At 73.7% G+C, this 16,520-nt stretch carries 15 protein-coding genes; 6 read left to right on the top strand and 9 right to left on the bottom strand.

The window, feature by feature from the left end; genetic code table 11:
* Positions 1-2: 2 nt before the first annotated feature.
* The 7 genes from ABZU69_RS15920 to ABZU69_RS15890 form a co-directional block, all read right to left on the bottom strand.
* Positions 3-671, bottom strand: coding sequence for a lysophospholipid acyltransferase family protein (locus ABZU69_RS15920; RefSeq protein WP_354965059.1), 669 nt, complete (start codon positions 669-671; stop codon positions 3-5).
* Between the two features lie 28 nt (positions 672-699).
* Positions 700-1,281 carry a TetR/AcrR family transcriptional regulator gene (locus ABZU69_RS15915; protein WP_354965058.1) on the bottom strand — a complete coding sequence of 194 codons (582 nt, stop codon included), beginning with the start codon at positions 1,279-1,281 and terminating at the stop codon, positions 700-702.
* A gap of 122 nt (positions 1,282-1,403) precedes the next feature.
* Positions 1,404-3,062: a bifunctional diguanylate cyclase/phosphodiesterase gene (locus ABZU69_RS15910; RefSeq protein WP_354965129.1), complete on the bottom strand. Its 1,659-nt coding sequence runs from the start codon at positions 3,060-3,062 to the stop codon at positions 1,404-1,406.
* A gap of 79 nt (positions 3,063-3,141) precedes the next feature.
* Positions 3,142-3,951 carry an SAM-dependent methyltransferase gene (locus ABZU69_RS15905; RefSeq protein WP_354965057.1) on the bottom strand — a complete coding sequence of 270 codons (810 nt, stop codon included), beginning with the start codon at positions 3,949-3,951 and terminating at the stop codon, positions 3,142-3,144.
* Between the two features lie 188 nt (positions 3,952-4,139).
* Positions 4,140-4,808: a response regulator transcription factor gene (locus ABZU69_RS15900; protein ID WP_007072219.1), complete on the bottom strand. Its 669-nt coding sequence runs from the start codon at positions 4,806-4,808 to the stop codon at positions 4,140-4,142.
* Positions 4,809-4,815: 7 nt separating this feature from the next.
* Complete coding sequence (locus ABZU69_RS15895) at positions 4,816-6,507, bottom strand: GAF domain-containing sensor histidine kinase (RefSeq protein ID WP_354965056.1); 1,692 nt, start codon at positions 6,505-6,507, stop codon at positions 4,816-4,818.
* A 14-nt stretch (positions 6,508-6,521) separates the two neighbouring features.
* Complete coding sequence (locus ABZU69_RS15890; RefSeq protein WP_354965055.1) at positions 6,522-8,336, bottom strand: AMP-binding protein; 1,815 nt, start codon at positions 8,334-8,336, stop codon at positions 6,522-6,524.
* 218 nt (positions 8,337-8,554) lie between these two features.
* Between ABZU69_RS15890 and ABZU69_RS15885 the strand changes: the two genes are divergently transcribed.
* From ABZU69_RS15885 to ABZU69_RS15860, 6 genes are all read left to right on the top strand, one after another.
* Complete coding sequence (locus ABZU69_RS15885) at positions 8,555-9,010, top strand: SRPBCC family protein (protein WP_354965054.1); 456 nt, start codon at positions 8,555-8,557, stop codon at positions 9,008-9,010.
* A 31-nt stretch (positions 9,011-9,041) separates the two neighbouring features.
* The gene (locus ABZU69_RS15880; protein ID WP_354965053.1) at positions 9,042-9,722 is read left to right on the top strand and encodes a hypothetical protein; all 681 of its coding nucleotides are present in this window, start codon (positions 9,042-9,044) and stop codon (positions 9,720-9,722) included.
* A gap of 76 nt (positions 9,723-9,798) precedes the next feature.
* Positions 9,799-10,746, top strand: coding sequence for an ROK family glucokinase (locus tag ABZU69_RS15875; protein ID WP_354965052.1), 948 nt, complete (start codon positions 9,799-9,801; stop codon positions 10,744-10,746).
* An 11-nt stretch (positions 10,747-10,757) separates the two neighbouring features.
* The gene (locus tag ABZU69_RS15870) at positions 10,758-11,462 is read left to right on the top strand and encodes an endonuclease/exonuclease/phosphatase family protein (RefSeq protein WP_354965051.1); all 705 of its coding nucleotides are present in this window, start codon (positions 10,758-10,760) and stop codon (positions 11,460-11,462) included.
* A gap of 113 nt (positions 11,463-11,575) precedes the next feature.
* Positions 11,576-12,982 carry an NAD(P)-binding domain-containing protein gene (locus ABZU69_RS15865; protein ID WP_354965050.1) on the top strand — a complete coding sequence of 469 codons (1,407 nt, stop codon included), beginning with the start codon at positions 11,576-11,578 and terminating at the stop codon, positions 12,980-12,982.
* Between the two features lie 79 nt (positions 12,983-13,061).
* Positions 13,062-13,856 carry an alpha/beta fold hydrolase gene (locus ABZU69_RS15860; RefSeq protein ID WP_354965128.1) on the top strand — a complete coding sequence of 265 codons (795 nt, stop codon included), beginning with the start codon at positions 13,062-13,064 and terminating at the stop codon, positions 13,854-13,856.
* Positions 13,857-13,885: 29 nt separating this feature from the next.
* Here the strand turns inward: ABZU69_RS15860 and ABZU69_RS15855 are convergent, their stop codons facing one another.
* Together ABZU69_RS15855 and ABZU69_RS15850 are read right to left on the bottom strand one after the other, a co-directional pair.
* Positions 13,886-15,379: a trehalose-6-phosphate synthase gene (locus tag ABZU69_RS15855; protein ID WP_354965049.1), complete on the bottom strand. Its 1,494-nt coding sequence runs from the start codon at positions 15,377-15,379 to the stop codon at positions 13,886-13,888.
* Positions 15,380-15,536: 157 nt separating this feature from the next.
* Positions 15,537-16,388 carry a DUF308 domain-containing protein gene (locus tag ABZU69_RS15850; RefSeq protein ID WP_354965048.1) on the bottom strand — a complete coding sequence of 284 codons (852 nt, stop codon included), beginning with the start codon at positions 16,386-16,388 and terminating at the stop codon, positions 15,537-15,539.
* Positions 16,389-16,520: the final 132 nt, after the last annotated feature.

Below are 16,520 nucleotides of genomic sequence, written 5' to 3'. Positions count from 1 at the left end.
CCTCAGGTGGGGGTCGATCGGGGCGGGGCGTAGCGGGGCACGTACTCCTGGCCGGTGAGCCGCTGGATCGCCGCCATCACCTCGTCGGTGACCGTCCGGATGTCGCGTGGCCCGTTGATCCGGCCGGCGACCGGGATCGGCGGGCCGAATCGCAGGCTGACCGGGTGCCGGCGCGGCAGCCGCGCGTCGACGGGCAGCACCTCGGCGGTGCCGAGCACGCCGACCGGGATGATCGGCACCCCGGCGTCGCGGGCCAGCCGGGTCATGCCGACGCGGCCTCGGTAGAGCCGCCCGTCCGGGGAGCGGGTGCCCTCCGGGTAGACGGCGACCAGGCCGCCGGCGCGGAGCACCGGCACGGCGGCGTCGAGGGCGCTGAGGGCGGCTCGGCCGCCGGCCCGCTCGACGCGGATCGCGCCCATGCCGGCGACGATCCGCCGGTTGAGCCAGCCGCCCGGGCCGCGACCACTGAAGTACTCGGACTTGGCCCAGAAGGTGACGTGCCGGGGCGTCACGCTGACGAGGAAGAGTTCGTCAGCGACGGAGAGGTGGTTGCCGGCGAGGATCGCGCCGCCGTGCCGGGGCAGGTGTTCGAGTCCCTCCACGCGTGGCCGCCAGCCCAGCCGCAGCATGGTGCCGACGGTCAGCTTGGTGAGGTCGTACAGCAGGGGCACGTGTCCTCCGGGGTGGGGGTGGATGGGTTCAGGCGAAGGTCGGGCCGAGGTGGGCGTCCAGCACGGCTCGCAGCAGGGCGTCGTCGTCGGTGGCGTCCGTGGCCAGCGGCAGGCTGCCCCACGCCCAGAGCTGGGCTGTGCCGTGCAGGTTGGCCCAGAGCGCGCCGGCCAGCACCGGGGCCGGCGCGTCGGTCGGCCGGCGTACCTGAGCCACCAGGTCGGCCAGGACGGCGAACAGCGGCAGGCTCGTCTCGCGCAGCTGTAGCCGGCCGCTGTCCAGCAGGTCGTGCCGGAACATCAGCTCGAACATCCCGCGGTGCGCCGCCGCGAAGTCCAGGTACATCCGGCCGAGTGCGGTCAGTTGGGCGCGCGGGTCGGGGCCGGCGGCGCGCATCGTCTGCTCGACGCGGGCGGTGAGGTCGGCGAAGCCCTCCCGGGCGATGGCGGAGAGCAGGTCGACGTGGGTGGGGAAGTAGCGGCGCGGTGCGCCGTGCGAGACCCCGGCCCGGCGGGCGATCTCCCGCAGTGACACCGCCGACTGGCCCTCGCGCAGCACCAGGTCCACCCCGGCGGCCACCAGTCGGGCCCGGACACTCGCCTCCGCACTCATAGACACTGTCTACCAGGGCGCGTAGACGCTGTCTACCCCTGCTCTGGCCCCCCGACCGCAGCGACGCGTCGACGCCAGGAGGCAGAGGCAGCGGCACGGAGCGGCCCGGCGGGCGGGGTGGGTCAGCGGATGCGGGCCAGGATCCGGTCGGCGGGGGCCGGCCGGCCGAAGTGCCAGCCCTGCGCGGCGTCGCAGCCGATCGCCCGCAGCCGCTCGGCCTGCCCGGCGGTCTCCACGCCCTCGGCGGTCACCGTCAAATCCAGTGCGTGCGCCAGCGACACCAGCGAGGCGAGGATCCGCTCATCGGTGCGCCCCACCGACGGCGACCGCAGCCCGGCCACGAACTCCCCGGCGACCTTCAGCTCGGTCACCGGCAGGTCCCGCAGGTACGCCAGGTTGCTGTAGCCCGTGCCGAAGTCGTCGATGGCGATCCGCACGCCGAGATCGGCCAGCACCCGCAGGGCGCGTACCGGCTCCTTGGCCGTGCTCATCATCGTGCTCTCGGTGATCTCCAACTGCAGTCGCTCCGGCGGCAGCCCGGTCTGCCGCAGCAGGCCGCGTACCTCCTGCACCAGCCCGGGCCGGTGCACCTGCCGGACCGCCAGGTTGACGCTCACGAACGGTGCGGCCGTGCCGCCGGCCGACCAGGCCTCCGCCTCCCGGCACGCCTCGGCCAGCACCCACCCGCCCAGTTGCACGATCAGCCCGGTCTCCTCGGCCAGGCCGATGAAGCTGTCCGGCCGCAGCACACCCAGCTCCGGGTGGCGCCAGCGGACCAGCGCCTCCACGCCGATCAGCCGGCCGTCGCGAAGCGAGGTCAGCGGCTGGTAGTCGAGGTAGAACTCGCCTCGCTCCAGGGCGGCCGGGATGGCCGCGGAGAGCGCGTACCGGGCCAGCTCCCGTCGGTTGCGCTCGGCGTCGTAGAGCGCCCAGCGCGCCCCGCCGGCCGCCTTCGCCCAGTGCAGGGTGCTGTCGGCGGCCCGCATGAGGTCACCGGGGTTCGCGCCGGCCACCTGGCGCTCGACGATGCCGATGCTCGCCGAGACCTGGAGCTCGTGCCCGTCCACCAGCGCCGGTGTCCGGACGGCGGCCAGCGCCGCCTCGGCCACCGCCACCATGTCCTCGGTGCCGCCGCTGCGCTCCACCAGGATGACGAACTCGTCCCCACCGAGTCGGGCCACCAGGTGCTCGCCCACGGTCTGGCACAGCCGCTCGGCCACTGTGGTCAACAGCCGGTCGCCGACCCGGTGCCCCAGCGTGTCGTTCACGACCTTGAACCGGTCCAGGTCGAGGAAGCACACGCCGACCCGCTGCGCGCCCCGGCCCGGCTCGTTGAGCGCGGCGGTGAGCCGCTCGGTGAACAACGTCCGGTTGGGCAGGCCGGTGAGCGGGTCGTGGGTGGCCTGGTGCCGGAACCGAGCCTCGCTGGCCCGCAGCGCCCGCTCCGCCTGCGTCCGGGCCACCATGGCGGCCCGGCGGATCGACTCCTGCTCGTCGAGCGTCCGGTCCCGCAGCGCGCGGGCGTAGCCGGTCGCAACGGCGGCCAGCAGCCGCGCCATCCGGTCCTCGACGTCCTCCGCCACCAGCCCCAGATCGCGTATCAGCCGGAGCTGGATGACCTCGACGGTACGGCCCAGCCCCTCCGCGGAGGCGATGTGCGCGGCGACCAGTTCGGCGCCCACCCGGTAACCGGCGCGGAGGTCGAACGGCTCGGCGAGCAACGCGCCGGCCAACTGCCCGGTGAGCCGGTGCAGCAGGGTCTCGAGCTGGGCCTGGGTCATCGGCAGATAGCTGGTGCCGGAGACGGCCTTGGCCCAGGCCTTGGCGAACGTGCCCGGGCAGGAGGTCGCCCCGGGCGACTCAGCCACCGAGGCGCCCGACGCCGCCCATGAAGACCGCACGCTCGGCGTCCTCCGCGCTCTCCGGGGTGTCCGGCCGCCACTGCGGCACCCAGACCACGCCCGGGTCGAGAAGCTCGAACCCGTCGAAGAGCGCGGTCAGCTCGGCCCGGTTGCGGACCCAGAGCGGGTTGTCGGTACGCCGGTAGACCCGCTCCGCCTCGGCCCGCTCGTCCTGGCTGCGCCCGTCGTCGCTGGCCTGCGACAGCACCAGGTAGCTGCCCGGGGCCAGCGCGTCGCGCAGGGTCCGCAGCAGATCCGCCGGACGGTCCTCGTCGGACACGAAGTGCAGCACGGCCACGATCATCACGGCCACCGGCTGGTCCAGGTCGAGCAGTTTGCGGATGTCCGGGTGGGTCAGGATCTTCTCCGGGCGCCGCAGGTCCTCCTGCACCACCACCGCCCGGTCGTTGCCGGCCAGGATCTCACGGCTGTGCGCCACGGCCACCGGGTCGACGTCGACATAGACCACCCGTGACTCCGGGTCGAGCCGCTGGGCGATCTCGTGCACGTTGCCGACCGTGGGGATGCCCGAGCCGATGTCCAGGAACTGCCGGATCCCGGACTCGGCGAGGTGGTGCACCGCCCGGCGCAGGAACGCCCGGTTGGCCTGGGCCATCAGCGGCGCCTCCGGCACCGCGGCCACCATCGCCTGCGCCGCCGCCCGGTCGGCAGCGAAGTTGTGCGAGCCGCCGAGGTAGTAGTCGTACATCCGCGCGACGCTCGGGCGCTCGATGTCGATGGTGTCGGGTGCCCAGTCCGGCCGCTGCATGCGCTCACCCCTCGAGTCCGCGACGCGGGCGTCGTCGCCCGCGCGGGTATTGTGCCCCCCCACGTTCCCGCCAGACCATAGCGTGCCGCCAGGTTCCCGCCGACGTCGGTCGATACGCGAAGGTCCACGCCGGCCGGAGCCGGCGCGGACCTTCGGTCGCGGCGTCCCGCTCGACGAGCGGGGTCAGGTCAGAACTTCGGGGCGTCTGGCGCCTCGAGCAGTCCGAGCCGGAGCGCGGTCATCAGCGCCTGCGCCCGGTTGGCCGCACCCAGCTTCTCGTACAGCTTGGAGATGTGCGTCTTGGCCGTGGACTCGCTGACGAACAACTGCTTGGCGATGCCGGCCACGCTCATCCCGTCGGCGAGCAGCCGCAGGACCTGCCCCTCACGGGGGGAGAGCTGCGGACCGGACGGGGCGAGCCGGCGCTTCATCGCCTCGGCCAGGTCGGCCGCCGTGAACGCGCTCGGCGAGGAGGCGGCGTGCCGCGCGGCGGCCACCACCTCGTCGGCCGGGGCGGTCTTCGGCACGAAGGCGCTCGCGCCGGCCTCCAGGGCACCGAAGAGCTGGTCGTCGCCGGCGTACATGGTCAGCACCACGATGCCCATCGAGGCGCTGGACTTGCGCAGCGCCCGGGTGGCCTCGAGGCCGCTGCCGTCGGGCAGCCGGAGATCCATGATCACCACGTCCGGCTGAAGCGCACCGGCCTGGCGTACCCCCTCTGCCGCCGTCGCGGCCTCACCGACGACCTCGAACTGACGGTCGCGCTCAAAGGCGTGCCGCAGGCCCTTGCGAATAAGGTCGTGGTCGTCGACAAGGAGGACCTTGGTGCGGGTGGCCGGTGTCGGACTGGTGGTCATCCTCGGGTTACTCCCCTTCTGCTGCTGCGCTACCGCGCAGGTTACCGCGCCGGGGCGAGGTGCCGAGAACCACCGCCACGGTCGTGCCGCTCGGTTGCCGGGGCCTGATCTCCAGCCGGCCCCGGATACGTTCCGCTCTCTCGGCCATGATCGCAAGACCGTACCGCCCGTCGGGCCGCTGGTCAGCCATCCCCTGACCGTCATCCGACACTTCAATCTGCGCGTACGGGGGGTCGACCTCACAGGTGACCCAGAGATTGGAGGCCCCGGCGTGCTTGCGCGCGTTGGTGACCGCCTCCTGCGCGATGCGCAGCAACTCGGCCTCGGTGGCCGCCGGCAGCCGCGCGGTGGACTCGTCCAGCGACAGGTGCACCCGCAGCCCGCCGGAGGCGCCCACGGTGCGCGCGTACTCGGCGATCGCCGCGGCCAGCCCGCCCTGCCGGTCCACCTCGCTGCGCAGCTCGAACAGGCTCAGCCGCAGCTCGGTGATCACCCGGGTCACCTCGCCGCGCAGCGTACGCAGCGCCTCGGCGGTCTCGTCGGCGTCGTCGAAGACGGTGGCCAGGGCGTTGTCGATGCCGTAGCCGACCATCACCAGCTCCTGCGCCACCCCGTCGTGGATCTCCCGCGCCAGCCGCTGCCGCTCCTCGTTGGTGGCCAGGGAGCGGACCTCGTCGAAGAGCAGCGCCGCCTCCAGCCGCAGCGCGGCCGGCCGGGTCAGCGCGGTCACCCGGGACACCACCGGCGCCGGGTACGCGTGTGCGGCGTCCGCCTCCAGCACCACCAGCCCCACCGTGCGCACCCCGGCGACCAGCGGAACGATCAACGCGGAGACGTCGCCACCGCGGTGCGAGCGGGACTGCGACCGGGCGGCGGTCTGCGCCTGCTGACTGGCCCAGGCGTCGGCGATCGCCGAGTCCGCGTCCAGCGTTGTCTCCCAGTCCACCCGGTCCACCCCGGCCTGGGCGAGCACCACGAGCCGGCCGCCGCCGCTGGCCGACAGCACCGCGCCCCGGTCCGCCCGGGCCACCGTGCGCAGCTCCTCGAGCAGGTGCTCGGAGATGCCGCCCGGGTCCAGGGTCGCCCCGGGCAGCTGCCGGGCCACCGTGCGCAGCTGGGTCAGCAGCCGGGTCGCCTCGGCGTACGGCTGGGGCTTGCCCTCACCGCGCACCGCCATCACCCGGTGCAGCGTGCCGGCGGCGTAGAGCCCCAGCGCGGCGAGGATCAGCCACTGCGCGCAGACCGCGAGATAACCGAGCTGGCCGAGCTGACGCTCCCCACCGACCTCGGTGAGCGCCCCGGTGACCAGCAGGGTCGCGGCGGTGACCGCGAGCAGCGCGGCGCCCTCGGAGAAGCGGCGGCGCAGCGCGGTGACGGTCACCGGCACCGCCAGGTAGGGCAGCACCGCCGAGGCGCCGAGCCCGTCGACCGTGCCGCCGATCGACGCGACCGCGGCAACCTGGCTCGCGGCCAGCCCCAGCACCACCACCTCGGCCACGCGGCTCAGCGGCCCGATCAGCCGGTGCTGAGGGGCCAGCAGCGAGGGCAACCCGGCGAACGCCAGCAGCGCGATCCACCACAGCTGGGTGACGTCGCGGGTGGCGAACAGGGTCAGGATGGCGACCAGCGCCAGCATCACCAGGCGGGCGGCCGCGGCGAGGGGATGCGGGTGTGGTGCGGCGGATGTCGATGCGGGCACGTGACGGATGGTAGTCAGCCGCGATAGATATCGGCGATCTCCGCCGCGTACGTCTTGTGGACAACCTGCCGCTTGACCTTGAGCGACGGGGTCAGCTCGCCGGTCGCCTCGGTGAAGTCGCGGGGCAGGACCCGGAACACCTTGATCGCCTCGGCCTTGGAGACGGCGTGGTTCGCGCTCTTGATCGCGGACTGGATCTCCGAGCGCAGGCCCTCGTGTTCGCGCAGGTCCTCGACCCGGGTGTCGGCGGGTAGCCCGGCCGACTCCAGCCAGGCGGGCAACGCCTCCTCGTCGATGGTGACCAGCGCCGCGATGAACGGCTGCCGGTCGCCGACCACGACGCACTGGCTGATCAGGGGATGGGCCCGGACCTGGTCCTCCAGCACCGCCGGGGCGACGTTCTTGCCGCCGGCGGTCACGATCAGCTCCTTCTTCCGGCCGGTGATGCTGAGGTAGCCGTCGTTGTCGAGCTGGCCCAGGTCGCCGGTGCGGAACCAGCCGTCGGCGGTGAGCGCCTCGGCGGTCGCCGCCTCGTTGTGCCAGTAGCCCTGGAAGATCAGATCGCCGGAGATCAGGATCTCGCCGTCGTCGTCGATCCGGATGGTCACGCCGGGCAGCGGGCGGCCGACGGTGCCGATCCGGGTGCCGGTGGGCAGGTTCGCCGCCGCGGCGGGCGAGGTCTCGGTCAGCCCGTAGCCCTCCAGGACCGTCACGCCGATGCCGCGGAAGAAGTGGCCGAGCCGGGCGCCGAGCGGTGCGCCGCCGGAGATGGCGTCCCGGCACCGGCCGCCGAGCGCGGCACGCAGCTTGCCGTAGACCAGCCGGTCGAAGACCGCGTGCTGGGCGCGCAGGGCCATGCCGGGCCCGCGTGAGGTCTCCAGCGCCTCGCTGTACGCGATGGCGACCTGCTCGGCGCGGGCGAAGATGCCGCCCTTGCCGTCGGCCTCGGCCTTCTGCTTGGCCGCGTTGTAGACCTTCTCGAACACCCGGGGGACGGAGAGCACGAAGGTCGGCCGGAACTCCTGCAGCTCGGCGACCAGGTTCTTGGTGTCGGCGCAGTGCGCCATGGTGGCCCGGGCATGCACCACGCCGATCTGGATCAGCCGCGCGAAGGCGTGTGCCAGGGGCAGGAAGAGCAGGGTGGCCGCACCGGCGTTGAACAGGTTCGGCAGCACCGGCACCGCGTTGGCGATGTCGGCGTACATGTTGCGGTGGGTGAGCACGCAGCCCTTGGGCCGGCCGGTGGTGCCGCTGGTGTAGATGATCGTGGCCAGGTCGTCGGCGCGGACCGCCTTGCGGCGCTGTTCCACCTCGGCCGGCTCGACCGCGCCGCCGGTCGTGACCAGCTCGTCGACCCCGCCCCGGTCGATCTGCCAGACGTGCTTCAGCTCGGGCAGCCGGTCCCGGACGCCGGTGACCAGGCTGGCGTGCGCGTCGGTCTCCACCACGACGGCGACCGCGCCGGAGTCGGCGAGGATCCAGGCGGCCTGCTCGGAACTGGAGGTCTCGTAGATCGGCACGGTGACCGCACCGGCCGTCCAGATGGCGTAGTCCAGCAGCGTCCACTCGTAGCGGGTGCGGCTCATCAGCGCGACCCGGGCGCCCGGCTGGATGCCGGCGGCGATCAGCCCGGCGGCCACCGTCACCACCTCGTCACGGAACTGCCGGCAGGTCACCTCCGCCCAGGCGGTGCCCGTGCCGTCTGCGGCCGGGGTGCGGCGGGCGAACTGCACGGCATCCGGCGCGACCTCGGCGTTGTCCCAGACCGGATCGGTGAGGTTGGCCGCGTCGCCAACGGTGACGATCGGCGGAACGGAGAACTCGCGCACCTGCACTCCTTCGTGCTCGCACTGGCCGGGCCGGCCGCCACCGCGGGCGTCGGCTCTGTCGAAACCTACCCGGCTGTCGGGTCGGGTGGGACAAGCAGGAGGGTCGGTCGGGCCTCGTGGTGGTTGGCCTACCGCGTGCGGCGGGGGTCGAGCCCCGCCGCCGGGCGCGGCGGGGGCGGCGCGGCACGTGGACGGTGCCCGCCGGGTAGCCTCCCCCCATGGCGGACTCCTCCACCCAGTCGATCATCATCGGCGCGTCACCGGATCGGGTGACGGCGGTCATCTGCGACTTCGCGCGCTACCCGGAGTGGACCGAGGCGGTGCGTCGCGCCGAGGTCATCGAGGAGTACGAGGACGGCTACGCCAGCCAGGTGCGCTTCACCATCGACGCCAGGGTGATGGCCGACGAGTACGTGCTCGCCTACGAGTACGCCGAGGACCTGTCGCGGATCGAGTGGCACCTGGTCGCGCCCTCGAAGATGCAGAAGAGCCAGCGCGGTTCGTACGACCTGGTGGGCAACCCGGACGGCGGCACCACGGTGACCTACACGCTGGAGGTCGAGCTTTCCGTGGGAATGCTCGGCATGTTCCGGCGCAAAGCCGAGAAAATGATCATGGATACCGCGTTGAAGCAGCTCAAGCACCGGGTAGAAGCATCCGGTGCGGCGCAGTGACGCGTACGGCGGCACGGTAGAGGAGCCGACCATGGGCGCAACGGATCCGGGCTCGGCCCGGGAAGAGGCGGAGCGGCTGGTCGCCACCCTGCTCGCGGGGGCGCGGCTGGCCTCCGCCGGCTCGGCGGGCGGCGCGTGGGGCCCGCTGGGCGGGATGCTGGCCGGTGTCCTCGGTCACAGTGCCGCCCCCGGTGGTCCTTTCGGCGCCGGTGGCGGTTTCGCCACCGGTTCCGCCGAATGCTGCGTCTGCCCGGTTTGTCGGGGCATCGCCGCGTTGCGCGACCCGAGTCCGGAATTCGCCGAGCGGCTGGCCACCGGCGCCGGTGACCTCGCGGCCGGCGTGGCCAGCCTGCTCCGCGCGTTCGCCCCGGCGGAGCCGCCCGAGGCCAGTCCGTCGGCACCCGCCACCGCGCCCGCCCCGGCCGCCGGCGCCGACGTCCCGGAGCCCACGCCGGCTGAACGGTTCACCGGGGCCGACGAGGATCACGTGTGGCGCGATGCCACCCGTAGCGGGCATGATTCTCAGCCGGCGCAGGAGCGGGACGTCTGGGCGGTCGCCACCCGGACGGCGGACCCACTCGCCCCGGACACCGCACCACCCGTCGACGAGGCCGGGGCGGTGGCCGCACCCGTGCCGACCGACCGACCTGTGGTGCCCGCGTCGCGGGTACCCGACGACACCGGCGCGGCCGCACCGGGCGACGTCGCCTGAGCGCGGGACATCTCGACCCGGACCGGCGTGTCGCCGGCGCACGGGCCGGACAGCACAGCAGAGGGGAGCGGCAGCGGTGACGCTGACCATCGGAGTCGACGTCGGTGGCACGAAGGTGGCCGGCGGTGTCGTGGACGACACCGGCACGGTCCTCGTGCAGACCCGACGGGACACTCCCGCCGATGACGTCGGCAAGACCCGCGACGTCATCATCGACCTGGTCGGCGAGCTGGCTGCCGGACGGACGATCGAGGGCGTCGGCATCGGCGCGGCCGGCTGGATCGACGCCAACCGTTCGACCGTGCTCTTCGCCCCCAACCTGGCCTGGCGGGACGAGCCACTGCGCGAGTACGTCGGCAAGGCGGTCGGCCTGCCGGTGATCGTGGAGAACGACGCCAACGTGGCCGCCTGGGCCGAGTTCCGCTACGGCGCGGCCCGGGACGCCGACGACTCCATGGTCATGTTCACCATCGGCACCGGCGTCGGCGGTGGCATCGTGCTGAGCGGCGAGCTGCTGCGTGGCGCGCACGGCGTCGCCGCGGAACTGGGCCACATGCTGGCCGTGCCGGACGGGCACCAGTGCGGCTGCGGGCGGCTGGGCTGCATCGAGCAGTACGCCAGCGGCAGTGCCCTGGTCCGCTTCGCCCGGGCCGGCGCCCGGCAGGAGCCACAGCGGGCCACCGCGCTGCTGGAGCTGGCCGGCGGGGAGACCGAGGCGATCACCGGCCACATGGTGACCACCGCCGCTCAGGGCGGCGACCCGGTCTCCACCGAGGCGTTCGCGCAGATCGGCCGGTGGCTGGGCACCAGCCTCGCCGACATGGCGCAGATCCTCGACCCGCAGACCCTGGTCGTCGGGGGCGGCGTGGTCGAGGCCGGTGACCTGCTGCTCGGCCCGGCGCGCCGCTCGTACCTCGACGCGCTCGCCCAGCGCGGGCGCCTGCCGGTGGCCGAGGTGCTCCCCGCCGAACTGGGCAACAGCGCCGGGGTGATCGGCGCCGCCGACCTGGCCCGACGGATCTGAGGCGAGCCGGAATGGGCGAGGCCGGCGGCGTACCACTGCGCGTGGTGTCGTACAACATCCACAGCCAGCGCGACGACACCGCCGCGCTGGCGGCGGTGGTCCGCGCCGTGACGCCGGACGTGGTGATCGTGCAGGAGGGGCCGCGCCGGTTCCGGTGGCGGCAGAAGTCCGCCTCGCTGGCCGAGTCGTTCGGCCTGGTGGTGGCCGCCGGCGGGCTGCCCGCGCTGGGCAACCTGTTGCTGACCAGCCTGCGGGTCCAGGTGCGGGACACCCGCTGCCAGCGCTTCCCGCTCACCCCCGGCCGGCACCTGCGCGGCGCCGCGTACGCCGACTGCCGTGTCGGCGACGCCCGGTTCACCCTCGCCGGGTCACACCTGTCCACCGATCCGACCGAGCGTCCCGCGCAGGCCGCCGAGTTCAGGCGCGGCCTGGACGCGGCGGGCAGCCCGGTGGTGGCCGGGGCGGACCTCAACGAGGGCCCGGACGGGCCGGCCTGGGCGACCGTGGCGCGCGGGCTGACCGACGCCGCGGTGGCGGCCGACCGGGCCGACCGGCTCACCTACTCCTGCGCCGACCCCCGCCGGCGTATCGACGCGCTCTTCGTCGACCCGCGGATCACCGTGGTCGACTACGACGTGGTGGACACCCCGCAGACCCGGCGGGCCAGCGACCACTTCCCGGTCCTGGTCGACCTGCTGCTGCCCACCACCGGCTGACCCCCGACCGGCGCGACCGCCGATCCGTCCGCGCCGGGGCTGGACATCCGGCTCCGATGTGGAGAGGATTTCGCGGCGACCGGCACGCGTGCCGCACAAAAGGAGATGTCCCGGTGTCCACCTCCACCGACCACGGCCGGCCCGACCCGGAGGCGACCCCGTCCGCGCTGAGCCGCGACGGCCGCCCGGTCTCCGACCGCGGCGACACGGTCTGCGTCATCGGGGCCGGGGCCAGCGGCCTGACGGCCATCAAGAACCTGCGCGAGCACGGGTTCGGCGTGGACTGCTACGAGCGGGAGACAGGCGTCGGCGGCGCCTGGAACTGGCGGCACGACCGCAGCCCGGTGTACGCCAGCACCCACCTGCTCTCGTCGAAGCCGTTCACCCAGTTCCCCGACTTCCCGATGCCGGACTCCTGGCCGGACTACCCGCACCACAGCCACCTGCTCTCGTACTTCGAGCGGTACGCCGACCACTTCGACCTGCGCTCGCACATCTGGTTCGGCACCGAGGTGATCCGGGTCGAGCCGGCCGCGGGGGAGCGCTGGGACGTGACCACCCGCTCCACCGGCGGGTACGGGCCGGAGCGCACCTCCCAGTACGCCGCCGTGGTGGTCGCCAACGGCCACAACTGGTCGCCCAAGCTTCCCCGCTACGAGGGGCTCGAGGAGTTCCGCGGCGAGATCATGCACGCGTCGTCCTACAAGGACCCGGCGCAGCTGCGGGGCAAGCGGGTGCTGGTGGTGGGCGCCGGCAACACCGGCTGCGACATCGCCGTCGAGGCCGCCCAGCAGGCGTCGCGGTGCTGGCACTCCACCCGACGCGGCTACTGGTACGCGCCGAAGTACGTGCTCGGCCGCCCCGCCGACCAGGTCAACGACTCTCTGCTGGCACTGCGCGTGCCGCTGCGGGTGCGCCAGTGGCTCTACCACTGGACGCTGCGGCTGACCGTCGGCGACCTGACCCGCTTCGGCCTGCCCAAGCCCGACCACCGGGTGTACGAGACGCACCCGATCGCGAACAGCCAGCTCGTCTACTACGTGGGCCACGGCGCGATCGGCCCGGTGCCCGACGTCGCCCGCTTTCACCCGTACGCGGTGGAGCTGACCGACGGCCGCGAGATCGATCCCGAGCTGGTCATCTTCGCCACCGGTTACCTGCCGCGTTTCGAGTTCCTCGACGCCTCGGTGTTCGGCGACAGCGCCGGCGTCGGCCGGCCCACGTTGTGGCTCAACGCCTTCACCCCGGGGCATCCGACGCTGGCGGTCGCGGGCCTGGTGCAGCCGGACTCCGGTCTGTTCACCCTGTCGCACTGGCAGACGGTGCTCTTCGCCCGGCTGCTGCAGGCCCGCCGGGACCGTCCGGAGCGTGCGGCGGCGTTCGCGCAGCGGGTGCGCGACCGGGCCGGGGAGCGCTACTCCGCGCAGGTCAAGGAGAGCAGCCGGCACTGGTTCGAGGTCGGTCACGCCGACTACCTGCGCGCCGTCCAGCGCGCCCTAACCGACCTGGAGGGCAAGTGAGCGCGAGGAGTGAGCTTGCGAGCCCCGCAGTCGCGAACGAAAGGCTGGCACCGTGAGCGCGAGCAGTGAGCTGCGGATCATGCGCGGCCGGGAGTGGTCCCGCCCGGTCCGGCCGGCCCGGCGTGAGGTGCTCAGCGCCAGCCCCGAGCTGGAGGAGGGGCGCCCGCCGCTGCTCTTCGTGCCCGGGTTCGGGCACGGCGCGTGGGCGTTCGCGGAGCACTGGTTGGGGCACGCGGCGTCGCGGGGGTTCCCGTCGTACGCGGTGAGCCTGCGCGGGCACGGCGGCAGCGAGCCGGCGCCGGAGGCGACGCTGCGGGCGTACGCCCACGATGTGGTCCAGGTGGCCGCGGGCCTGCCGCGCCAGGCGGTGCTGGTGGGGCACGGCGCCGGGGCGCTGGTGGTGGCGCACGCGTTGGCCCGCTACCCGGCGCGCAGTGCCGTGCTGGTGGCGCCGGTCTTCGGCGGTTGGGGTGTGCTCGGCGCGGCGTTGCGCCGCAACCCGTCCGGCACGGTGCCGGCGGTGTTCGGTGGGCCGCTGCGGCTCAGCCGCGGCCAGTTGTTCAGCCGCGAGCTGCCTGAGGCGGAGGCCCGGCGTCACGTCGCCCGGCTCGGTCGGGCCAGCCGGCGGGCGCAGTGGGCGCTGCTGGGCGAGCCGGAGGCCGAGCCGGCCGTGGGTGCGCCCCCGGTGCTGGTGCTGGGCAGCCCGGACGACCGGGTGGTGCCGACGTCGACGTTGAACCGGGTGGCCCGCCGGTACGGCTCGGCCCCGCTGCTCTTTCCCGGGATGGGCCACGACCTGATGCTGGACGCGCGGTGGGCGGAGCCGATCGACGCGATCCTGGACTGGTTGGAGAAGGAGCCGGCGGCGCACTGAGCGGTCCGCGTCCGGCCGGCGCGCGCCGGTCAGCCGCCCGCGTGGCGGGTGGCCGCGCTGCCGGCCGGGGCGGCCCGGGGCGCCGGGGCCGGCATCCGGGTGGTGCCGTCGGTGCCGGTCAGGCGGCTGACCAGGGCGCCGCTCTCGTCCAGCGCGCTCAGGTAGGAGCCGGCCCAGGCCCGGATGTCGTGCTGGTGCAGGTAGGCGCGCATGGCCCGCATCCGTTCCGCGACGTCGGCCGGGCTGGCCCGCAGCGCCGCGCGCAGCCCCTGCTTGAGCCCCTCCAGGTCGTGCGGGTTGACCAGGTACGCCTGGGACAGTTCGGCGGCGGTGCCGGCGAACTCGCTGAGCAGCAACGCCCCCGCGTCGTCCACCCGGGCGGCGACGTACTCCTTGGCGACCAGGTTCATCCCGTCCCGCAGCGGGGTCACCGCCATCACGTCGGCGACCCGGTAGAGCGCGGCCAGCTCGGCCCGGTCGAAGGGTTGGGTGAGGTAGTGGATGGCCGGCTCGCCGACCCGGCCGAACTCGCCGTTGATCCGGCCGACCTCGCGCTCGATCCGCTCGCGCAGGATCTGGTACTGGCCGACGCGTTCCCGGCTCGGCATCGCGACCTGCACCAGCACCGTGTCGCGGACCTTGACGTCGCCGCTGGCGAGCAGTTCGCTGTACGCCTTGAGCCGCTGTTCGATGCCCTTGGTGTAGTCCATCCGGTCCACGCTGAGGATGACCCGCCGGGGGTCGCCGAGGTCCTGGCGCAGCCGGCGGGCCCGGGCGGCCACCTCGGGGCGGGCGGCGAGCGCGGCCATCTCGGCGGTGTCGATGGAGACCGGGAACGCGCCGATGCGCACCACCCGGTCGTCGATCCCGATCCGCCGGTCGGTGGCCGGCAGCTCCAGCACCTTGGTCACCAGCTGGGCGAAGTTGTGCGCCGCCTGGGCTCGCTGGAAGCCGACCAGGTCGGCGCCGAGCATGCCGCGTAGCAGCTCGGCCCGACGGGGCAGCTGCATGAACAGCTCCGGCGGCGGGAACGGCACGTGCAGGAAGAACCCGATGCGCAGGTCCGGTCGGAGCGCGCGGAGCAGACCGGGGACCAGGTGCAGGTGGTAGTCCTGCACCCAGACCACCCCGCCCGGCTCGGCCACCTCTGCGGTCGCCTCGGCGAAGCGCTGGTTGACCCGCTGGTACGCCTCCCACCACCGGCGGTGGTGCTGCGGCTGCTCGACGGCGTCGTGGTAGAGCGGCCACAGGGTGGCGTTGGCGAATCCTTCGTAGTGGTCGCGCAGGTCCTCGTGGCTGAGCGGAACGCTGTGCATGCGGACGCCGTCCACGTCCGGCAGTGCGGGGGCGGGCCCGGTGCCGCCCGCCCAGCCGACCCAGGTCGCCGGGGTGTGCCGCAGCAGCGGGTGCAGCGCGCTGACCAGCCCACCAGGGCTGCGCCGCCATTCGCAGGCCCCGTCGGGCACCACACTGTCGTCGATGGGGAGGCGGTTGGCCACCACCACGAGGGAACTCTGTCGCATCTCGGGCATTCCGATCAGCAGAGGACCGACTGCCGCGAGCAAGGGAAAACCGGTCAGTCAGTCGGGGAAGTGACGTACGGCGGTATTCCTACTGACAGTAAGTTACACCACTGTTACGTCACGGGCGGGGCGGTGGCGTCCCGCGATGCGGGCCGGCTCAGACGACGGCGCCGTTGTCCGGGTCGTCCTCGTCCTCGTCGCCGGGGCGCAGCCGCCAGATCAGCGTGACGAAACCGGCCAGGATGCCGGTGAACCCGAACAGGGTGACCGCCGAACGGTCGATCGGGAGCAGCGACGGGAAGAGGAAGAGCACGAACCCGACGACCACGGCGAGCGTGCCGACCACCGCGTACTTGGAGAACCGGGGCAGCGGCGGCGGCGGAGGCGGGTGGTAGCCCTCCTCATCCTCGTCGTCGGGCAGGTCCGCGCCGAAGGTGTCCAGCCCGTCCAGCAGCGACGGCTCATCCGGCCGGACGCCGCGCCCGATCGAGATCCCGGAGATGTCGGTGGCGGACGGTAGCCGGCGGACGTCGGTGGCGGTCGGCCCGGCCTCGTCCGCGCCGGAGCGGGCCAGCGGACCGGCGGCCGGCTCGTCCCGGTCCGCCCGGTCGTCCACGTCCTCCGCGGCCGGCCACGGGTGCTCGCCCGCCGCCGAGGTGGTGTGGAAGCCGGCGACGATCCGTGCCCACTCGGCGTCGATGTCCGGCTCGTCAGGGGCCGGTGGCTGCTCCGGGGCGGTCTCGTCGGCGAGCTGGGTGAGGTAGTCCCGTGCGGTGGTCAGGTGCGAGCGGTCGACGTACAGCCGGTCGACCGGGCGGGCCGGGACGGTGGTGGTGCGGGTGACCGGATTGAGGTCGGCGGAGGGTTGCAGGTAGGCCGCGATCCCTCCGGCGGCCAGCACGTCGAGCAGGTGCTCACCCACGCGCGGATCGACGTCGCCGGCGACGGCGTACTCGTTCGCGTCGAGCCCGTTGTCCCGCCGTCCCCGGCGGGCCCCACCCGCTGACACCCGGACATCCTCCTCAACGCGCCTTCCGGCGCGGCCGCCCAGCCCCCTCGACGCCCGTCCGCACGCCGTGCTCTGAATCGTGACACGTCCGGACCCGGTTCCGGGAGTGCGTTGTGTCGCGTCTTCCAAAGT

Source organism: Micromonospora sp. NPDC005206 (assembly GCF_040608175.1).
Classification (GTDB): domain Bacteria; phylum Actinomycetota; class Actinomycetes; order Mycobacteriales; family Micromonosporaceae; genus Micromonospora.
Note: the sequence above shows the minus strand (reverse complement) of the source record. Positions and strands in the feature narration are given on the sequence as shown.

What these genes read in the sequence shown, in the direction of transcription:
- ABZU69_RS15915 (WP_354965058.1), bottom strand. Translation starts at nt 1,281, where the DNA reads ATGAGTGCGGAGGCGAGTGTCCGGGCCCGACTGGTGGCCGCCGGGGTG.
- ABZU69_RS15910 (WP_354965129.1), bottom strand. Translation starts at nt 3,062, where the DNA reads ATGACCCAGGCCCAGCTCGAGACCCTGCTGCACCGGCTCACCGGGCAG.
- ABZU69_RS15905 (WP_354965057.1), bottom strand. Translation starts at nt 3,951, where the DNA reads ATGCAGCGGCCGGACTGGGCACCCGACACCATCGACATCGAGCGCCCG.
- ABZU69_RS15900 (WP_007072219.1), bottom strand. Translation starts at nt 4,808, where the DNA reads ATGACCACCAGTCCGACACCGGCCACCCGCACCAAGGTCCTCCTTGTC.
- ABZU69_RS15885 (WP_354965054.1), top strand. Translation starts at nt 8,555, where the DNA reads ATGGCGGACTCCTCCACCCAGTCGATCATCATCGGCGCGTCACCGGAT.
- ABZU69_RS15880 (WP_354965053.1), top strand. Translation starts at nt 9,042, where the DNA reads ATGGGCGCAACGGATCCGGGCTCGGCCCGGGAAGAGGCGGAGCGGCTG.
- ABZU69_RS15870 (WP_354965051.1), top strand. Translation starts at nt 10,758, where the DNA reads ATGGGCGAGGCCGGCGGCGTACCACTGCGCGTGGTGTCGTACAACATC.
- ABZU69_RS15860 (WP_354965128.1), top strand. Translation starts at nt 13,062, where the DNA reads ATGCGCGGCCGGGAGTGGTCCCGCCCGGTCCGGCCGGCCCGGCGTGAG.
- ABZU69_RS15855 (WP_354965049.1), bottom strand. Translation starts at nt 15,379, where the DNA reads ATGCGACAGAGTTCCCTCGTGGTGGTGGCCAACCGCCTCCCCATCGAC.